Below are 7158 nucleotides of genomic sequence, written 5' to 3'. Positions count from 1 at the left end.
GGTTCTTCGCGGGGAATGGGGGAAGACGGGATTGACGATCTGAGCAGGAAGTGGTGGCGGGGGTCTGAAGTTGGTAGATTGATAGTCGCCAAACAAGTCAATCTTTCAAACCACCGCCATGCTCAATGCTATGTCGTCTCTCCCGTTTTGGGAAGGCCATATTCTCGACTCCGTCCAAGAACAGAAAGACGGTTCCCTGCTGATCGTTCTCGAACCCTGTCCGACAAGTGATGCTTTGTGTGGGTCGTGCCGCCAGCCTTGCGCCTTGGTGCATGAGCGCCGAAGACGCAAGGTGCGCGACCGCGATATTCTGGACAAACGCGTCTGGCTTGATGTGCCAGTGCGGCGACTGGACTGCCATCACTGTAATGCACGGGTTGCCGAGCACATTGTCTGGCTTGACCGGCGTTCACGCATTACGCATCGTGTGCGCCTGTGGGTCGAGGCGCTGGCGCAACTGCTTCCGATAGCACATGTGGCCCGGCTGACCGGCCTACACTGGCATACCGTCAAAGAGATCGATCATCGGCGCTTGAAGCACTTGCATGCTGACTTCTCAGCAGAGGGTGTACGGCGCCTGGTGATGGACGAATTCGCCCTGCACAAGGGACACCGCTATGCCACTGTCGCGCTCGATGCTGAACGGATGCGCGTATTGTGGGTTGGAGAAGGCAATAGCCGGGAAGCGATCCGGCCATTTTTCGAGATGCTGGGACCGGAAGGCTGCCAGCGGATTGAAGCCGTGGCGATGGACATGAACACGGCTATGGATCTCGAAGTGCGCCAGCAATGCCCCAATGCCGAGGTGGTCTACGACCTATTTCATGTCGTGGCCCGTTTTGGCCGCGAAGTCGTTGACCGGGTACGGGTCGATCAAGCCAATGCACTACGTGCAGAGCCAAAAGCCCGTCAGGTCATCAAGCGCAGCCGATGGCTTTTGCTGCGTAATCGCGACAATCTCAAAACCGACCAGGCGATCAAACTTGACGAACTGCTCGCCGCCAACCAGCCCTTGGCAACGGTCTACCTGCTCAAGACCGAACTGAAAGAGATCTGGTATGCGCCATCGGCCTGGGAAGGTGCTCGTCGATGGAAAACCTGGCTCAAGCTCGCCCTGGAAAGCCAGATCGCACCGCTGATCCAGTTCGCTAAACGCTTGGCCAAATACCGGCGCGGTATCTTGGCTTCGGCCATCTATCCGATGAACTCATCCATCCTGGAAGGCGTCAACAATCGCATCAAAGTGATCAAACGCATGGCTTACGGATTCCGGGACGCATCCTACTTCTTCTTGAAAATCAAGAATGCGTTCCCCGGCAAAGTGCGATGAACCTAAAAAAAGGCCCGCCGAAGCGGGCCCAAGCTGGGTGAGGTAAAAGGTGAATCGTCGGTCAGACCGTGGCCACGAGTTGTACGGGCGGCGTGGCAGCGGCTTCCGCGGCGGCCTTGGCCCGCGTGGCATTCGCTTTGCTGCGCGAGCGGGAAGGCGGCAGGCGGCGCAGGGTTTTCAACGCATCCGGATCCTTGATGCCGATGGTTCGCTGGTCGACCGTGATCAGGCCGATTTCATTGAACGCGGAAAGCGTGCGGCTGACCGTTTCCAGCGTCAATCCCAGATAGCTGCCGATTTCGTGGCGCGTCATCCGTAGATTGAACAGCTTGCTCGAGTAACCCATCTGGGCGAAGCGGTCGGCCAGCGACACCAGGAAGCGCGCAACGCGGGCTTCGGCGCTCAGGGCGCCGAGCATGCCGATCATCGCCTGTTCACGCACGAGCTCGCGGCTCATGACGCCATACATCATGTGTTCCAGTTCCACGTGCACGCGGCCGAGCGCCGTCAGCTTCTTGAACGGCAGCAGGATCAGGTCGCAATCGGACAAGGCCACCGCTTCGGATGCGTAGTGGCGGCTGTGAATGCCATCCACACCCAGCATGTCGCCCTTCATCGGGAAGCTCAGCACCTGTTCGTTGCCGAATTCGTCGATCAGCACGGTCTTCAGGAAACCGGAATTGACGATGTACAGCGTGTCGAACGGCTGGCCGATCGTGTGGATGCGCTGGCCAGTCTTGAATTGCACGTGCTGGAACAGCAGTTCTTCGGCGTTGACGGAGCAGGCCGCGGGGATATGCAGGAGGTCGCAGACTTCCTTCAGGTTCGACCAGAGACGGCCCTGGCGCTGGCGGCCCGCCTCCATGGCGGGCGTTTGGGCGGCCGGGGCGGCGACTCGGGCTTCGGACATTTGCGTAGGGAGCATGCTTATCTCCTGATTTCAGGTCATGTATGTTCGGATTAAAAAGCGGATTACTACAAAAGGTTAAGACTTTGTTCGAAGCTAGTTTTGGCTTTAAAACTGATAGTATTTTTTGCTGTTGCCATCCAGAGGAGTGGATATACGGCAACTCGCTTTGAATGGTTTCAGTATGCCAACGGGGGGAGGGGAAGGATATCGGTATGCGCTGAATGTGCCCGTAGGAGCTCGCGCAGGACTGTAGGAGTATTCCTACTAACCGATATCATGCTTCAGAGTGAGGAAGGGGCCCCGTACGGGGCGAGGCGGGGTCAGGACTTGAACGGGGAAAGCAGCTTGTGCGCTACGGCGTATTGAACCATTTCCGACAATGAACTCATGCCCATTTTCTGCATGATCCGGGTTTTATGAGTACTGACGGTTTTTACCGACAGGTGCAGACTATTGGCGATTTCGGTAATCGACTTGCCTGATACGAGTAGCGAAAAAACCTCGAATTCTCGATCGGACAGCTGTTTATGCAGCAGGCTTTCATTCGGCATCATGATATTCAGGGCCAGCTGCTCGGCAACCTCGGTACTGATATAGGGGCGGCCGGAGGCCACCTTGCGAATGGCGCCCACCAGCTGGGTCCCGGCACTTTCCTTTGTCAGGTAGCCCTGCGCGCCCGCGCGGATGGCGCGCACGGCATATTGCTCTTCTTCATGCATCGTGAGGATCAGCACGTTCAGCTTGGGCGCTTCGCTGCGGATCTGACGGATCAGGTCGACACCGCTGCGGCCCGGCATCGACAGGTCGAGCAGCAGCAGGTCGAAGCCACCCTGGCGCACATGGCGCAGTACCTCGAAACCATCGACAGCTTCGCCGACGATGTCGATGTCGGGAGCGCCGTCGAGAATGCGCTTGAGGCCCTCGCGCATGATGGTGTGGTCGTCTGCGATGACTATTCTGATCATGGATGGTTTCGGTGACACTCCGTTGTTGCTTGCCGCTGCTGCGTGGTGCCATGCGGAAAGCATAAGGTGCGGCATGCGGTACGGGCGCAAGGCATCAGGGCGAAGACATTGATTGCGGCGGATGCGAGTATTGCAAGACCTATTCCGGCAGGGGTTCTTTCAGCAGGCGGTGCACCAGCACCGGAATCTTCGAGTGCGACAATACCTTGTTGGTGACACTGCCCAGCAATAACTGGCCCCAGCCGCTGCGGCCGTGCGAGCCGATGAAGATCAGGTCGCAGCCTTTTTGCTCCGCGATTTCAACGATCTTCAGTGCCGCGCTTTCGGAAAATGCGGTCATGCTTTCGCATCGCACGCCTTTCTTGTCGCACGAGGTCTCGATCGACTGCACGTGATCGCGGCCGGCGCGCCCCATCGCGGCACGGTATTCCTCTTCGCTGGGATAGCTGGGCGGGATGATCTCGACATAGATCGGATACTGGTATTCCGGCGCGACGAACAGGGCAAGCACTTCCGCGCCGAGTTGCTGGGCGAACGAAACACCGGCGCAGGCAGTCATCCGGGACACGGCGGAACCATCGGTGGTAATCAGAATTTTCCGGTACATACCCGCTCCTTGATAGCATACGCCTCCGCATTGTAGTCCCGAATCGCTCTCTTGTCTGGATGTAAAGACTTGATCTTCCTCAATAGAGAGATGAGCCTGGCACAAGCTTGTCGTCGATACTATATTTGTACATGACAAACTTTAAGTTGCCCCGCCGCGACCCAAATACAACACAAAGCAATTCTTTTCCAGTTGCCGCACAGGATTGAAGTGACCGAGATTGAACAAGCGGACGACCCCCTGCTACACTCGCGGAAGTGCGTTAATATTGCCGGGCGTCATCACTGCATACGCCACTGAAGACAGCCAGGTAGTTGAAACGAAAGCATTTTTTGAATATGGAGAAGCAGGGATATGACCGACGCCGCTGATGATTTCGACGCATTATTCGAGGAAGTGTCCGCGCAGCGTGCCAACGCCACTCCGGCACCGGCGCCGGCTCCGGCCCCCGTGCCGGCCGCGGCTGCTGCAGAAGACGACCTGGAAAGTCTGTTCGACGAAATCGCCTCCCGTCCCGCGGCACCGGTTGCTGCCGCCGCATCGGCCGCCGCACAGGTTGCCGAGGCACCGGTTGCCGAGGATGGTCCGCAGGACGGCACCATGTTCGAGCGCCTGGGCGGCATCGTCCGCCTGTTGCACGACTCGTTGCGCGAACTGGGCTATGACAAGGCGCTGACCGAAGCTTCGAGCCAGATCGTCGACGCGCAGGACCGCCTGGAATACGTGGCATCGCTGACCGAGCAGGCCGCGAACAAGGTATTGAACACCCTCGACGACGGCATGCCGGCACAGGACGTGCTGTCGAAGAAGTCGAAGGAAATGGAAGACCGCTGGGCCGCGCTGTTCGAAGGCAAGCTCAGCATTGAAGAATTCAAGACGCTGGCCGGCGACTCGCGTGCGTTCGCGCAGGCTGTGTCCGAAGCCACCGAAGCCGAGAAGGCACGCCTGCTGGAAATCATGATGGCGCAGGACTTCCAGGACATCACGGGCCAGTTGATCAAGAAGGTCGTGATCATCACCAAGACGGTCGAGCAGGAACTGGCGCAGTTGCTGAAAGACAATGCTCCTCCCGACAAGCGTGAGCTGATCGCGCAGAAAGAGGCCCTGGAAGTGTCGTTGATGAGCGGCCCGTCGGCCCCATCCGTGGCGCTGAACCAGGACAACGTGGACGACCTGCTTGCCGACCTGGGGTTCTGATGGACGATATGCTCAAGGAGTTCGTCGTCGAGGCGATGGACCTGGCGGTCAATGTCGAGGAGCACCTGCTGCGCCTCGAGCGCGATCCCGACAACAAGGAAACGCTGAACGCCGTGTTCCGCTCGTTCCACACCATCAAGGGTGGCGCGGGCTTCATGAACCTCGGCGCCCTGGTATCCGCCTGTCACCTGACGGAAAACCTGTTCGACGCGCTGCGCACCGGTGCGGCGCCGGTCACGCCGCTGTCGATCGAGGCGGCGCTGCAGGCATCGGGCTTCGTCGCCGACCAGCTGGCGGAACTGAACAACGGCGCGGCACCGGACAGCATGGGGCCGATGCCGGCCGACCTGGAAGCGATCCTGAACCAGGCCATCGAAGGCAAGGAAAGCTCGGCCAAGCCGGCCGCGAAAGCGGCGCCTGCGCCTGCGCCTGTGGCGCCGGTAGCCGCGCCGGCACCTGCCGCAGCGGCCCCACGCGCGCCATCGGCTGACGGCCTCGACTGGGAATCCATGTACGAAGCCGTCGTGCCGCCGGGTACCTGTAGCCGGCCGGCCGGCGCACCTGCCGCCGCCGTGGCAGCGGCGCCCGCAGCGCCCGCTGCCGCCGCGCCGGCCGCGGATGCGCCTGCCGCAGCCGCGCCCGCGAGCGAGGCCGCGACCGGGAAGAAATGGGACGGCGTCGAGCGCCGCGACGAGGCCAAGGCAGTCCACGCCGCGCCCGCAAAGGAAGAAAGCATCCGTATCGATGCGGTCAAGCTCGATGCGCTGCTGGAAGTGGCCGGCGAATCCGTGCAGGCCGCCAACCAGGCCGCCGTGCTGCTCGAGCGCCTGCAGCAGTTCAAGTTCGAAGGCCATGCCGCCACGCTGATGTCGGCGCTGACCGAAACGCTGGAACGCGCATCGCGCTACTCCACCGAACTGCAGCGCGCCACGCTGGCGACCCGCATGCAGCCGGTCGGGCGCCTGTTCCAGAAGTTCCCGCGCCTGGTGCGCGAGCTGGCGAAGGACCTGGGCAAGGAAGTCGAGCTGGTCATCGAGGGTGCGGAAACGGAAGTGGACCGCGTCGTCGTCGACAGCCTGTATGACCCGCTGGTGCACATGCTGCGCAACGCGCTCGACCACGGCGTCGAAGGCCCGGATGCCCGCGTGGCCGCCGGCAAGAACCCGAAAGCCACGATCCTGCTGAAAGCGTGGCAGGAAGCCAACAGCGTGATGATCGTGCTGCAGGACGACGGCAAGGGCATGGATCCGGTCGCGCTGCGCCGCAAGGCCGGCGAGAAAGGCCTGATTTCGCCGACCGCCAACATGACGGACGACGAGTCCTACCAGCTGGTATTCCTGCCGGGCTTCTCGACCAAGGAAGTGGCCTCGTCCGTTTCCGGGCGCGGCGTCGGCATGGACGTGGTGAAGACCGCCGTGGAAAAGAACCGCGGCGCGATCCACATCGAATCCGCGCTGGGCAAGGGCACCAAGTTCGCCATCCGCCTGCCGATCGAGCTGTCGATCGTGCCGACGATGCTGGTGTCGACCTCGGGCGCGCTGCTGGCGCTGCCGATGGCCGTCGTCGAGCGCGTGGTGGAATTGCCGGAAACCTTCAACGAAGTGGGCGGTGCTCCGGTGATGAAGGACCAGGGCAGGCCGTTGCCGGTGCGTTCGCTGGCCAATGCGCTGGGCTACGAACTGTCCGCCGAACGCGTGGGCATCGTCATCAACGCGCCGCAGCCGTACATCCTGGCCGTGGGCGCCGTGGACGGCACGGCCGACCTCGTGATCAAGCCGATGACGGCGCTGACCGTGGAAGGCGTCACCGGTACCGCACGCTCGGCCGAAGGCGAGCTGGTGCTCGTCGTGGGCCTATCGTTCCTGATGGATGGTTGCAGGAGCAGCGTGCGCATGGCAGCATAACAAGTTCGCCAAGCAAGTCACCCGAAAAGCCTGCGACCGCAATCGCAGGCTTTTTGTATTTCTAAACTAAAATAATGGCTGAAACCGGTGTTCGACACCGGGCTTTATTGCAACACCGGCGCCCTAGGCGCGCAGCAGGGAAACGCAAGAGACAGCGGCCCACGAGGCGGAAAGTCGGCTTGTTTTGCAGCGCACAAACTGTGGCATAATCAAAATGGAACTTTCTACACACAGGCAGCAAGCAG

At 60.8% G+C, this 7158-nt stretch carries 6 protein-coding genes; 3 read left to right on the top strand and 3 right to left on the bottom strand.

Annotated elements, in window-relative coordinates; genetic code table 11:
• Nucleotides 1–118 precede the first annotated feature (118 nt).
• Nucleotides 119–1330, top strand: coding sequence for an ISL3 family transposase (locus ACY34H_RS26885; protein WP_464975433.1), 1212 nt, complete (start codon nucleotides 119–121; stop codon nucleotides 1328–1330).
• A 61-nt stretch (nucleotides 1331–1391) separates the two neighbouring features.
• On the opposite strand, the gene ACY34H_RS26880 is transcribed toward ACY34H_RS26885, so the two are convergent.
• From ACY34H_RS26880 to ACY34H_RS26870, 3 genes are all read right to left on the bottom strand, one after another.
• Nucleotides 1392–2195, bottom strand: coding sequence for a Crp/Fnr family transcriptional regulator (locus ACY34H_RS26880; RefSeq protein ID WP_464980497.1), 804 nt, complete (start codon nucleotides 2193–2195; stop codon nucleotides 1392–1394).
• A 365-nt stretch (nucleotides 2196–2560) separates the two neighbouring features.
• Nucleotides 2561–3205, bottom strand: a complete 645-nt coding sequence (locus ACY34H_RS26875) for a response regulator (RefSeq protein WP_131144470.1) — start codon at nucleotides 3203–3205, stop codon at nucleotides 2561–2563.
• Nucleotides 3206–3344: 139 nt separating this feature from the next.
• Complete coding sequence (locus tag ACY34H_RS26870) at nucleotides 3345–3812, bottom strand: universal stress protein (protein WP_464980489.1); 468 nt, start codon at nucleotides 3810–3812, stop codon at nucleotides 3345–3347.
• A 354-nt stretch (nucleotides 3813–4166) separates the two neighbouring features.
• On the opposite strand from ACY34H_RS26870, the gene ACY34H_RS26865 reads away from it, so the two are divergent.
• Together ACY34H_RS26865 and ACY34H_RS26860 are read left to right on the top strand one after the other, a co-directional pair.
• On the top strand, nucleotides 4167–5009 hold the full coding sequence (locus ACY34H_RS26865) for a protein phosphatase CheZ (protein ID WP_464980488.1): 843 nt from the start codon (nucleotides 4167–4169) through the stop codon (nucleotides 5007–5009).
• Entirely contained in the window at nucleotides 5009–6913 is a 1905-nt protein-coding gene (locus ACY34H_RS26860) for a chemotaxis protein CheA (RefSeq protein WP_464980487.1), read from the top strand. The genes ACY34H_RS26865 and ACY34H_RS26860 overlap by 1 nt, the downstream gene beginning before the upstream one ends.
• The last annotated feature ends 245 nt before the right edge of the window (nucleotides 6914–7158 follow it).

This window comes from Pseudoduganella sp. jia 9 (assembly GCF_055502615.1).
Note: the sequence above shows the minus strand (reverse complement) of the source record. Positions and strands in the feature narration are given on the sequence as shown.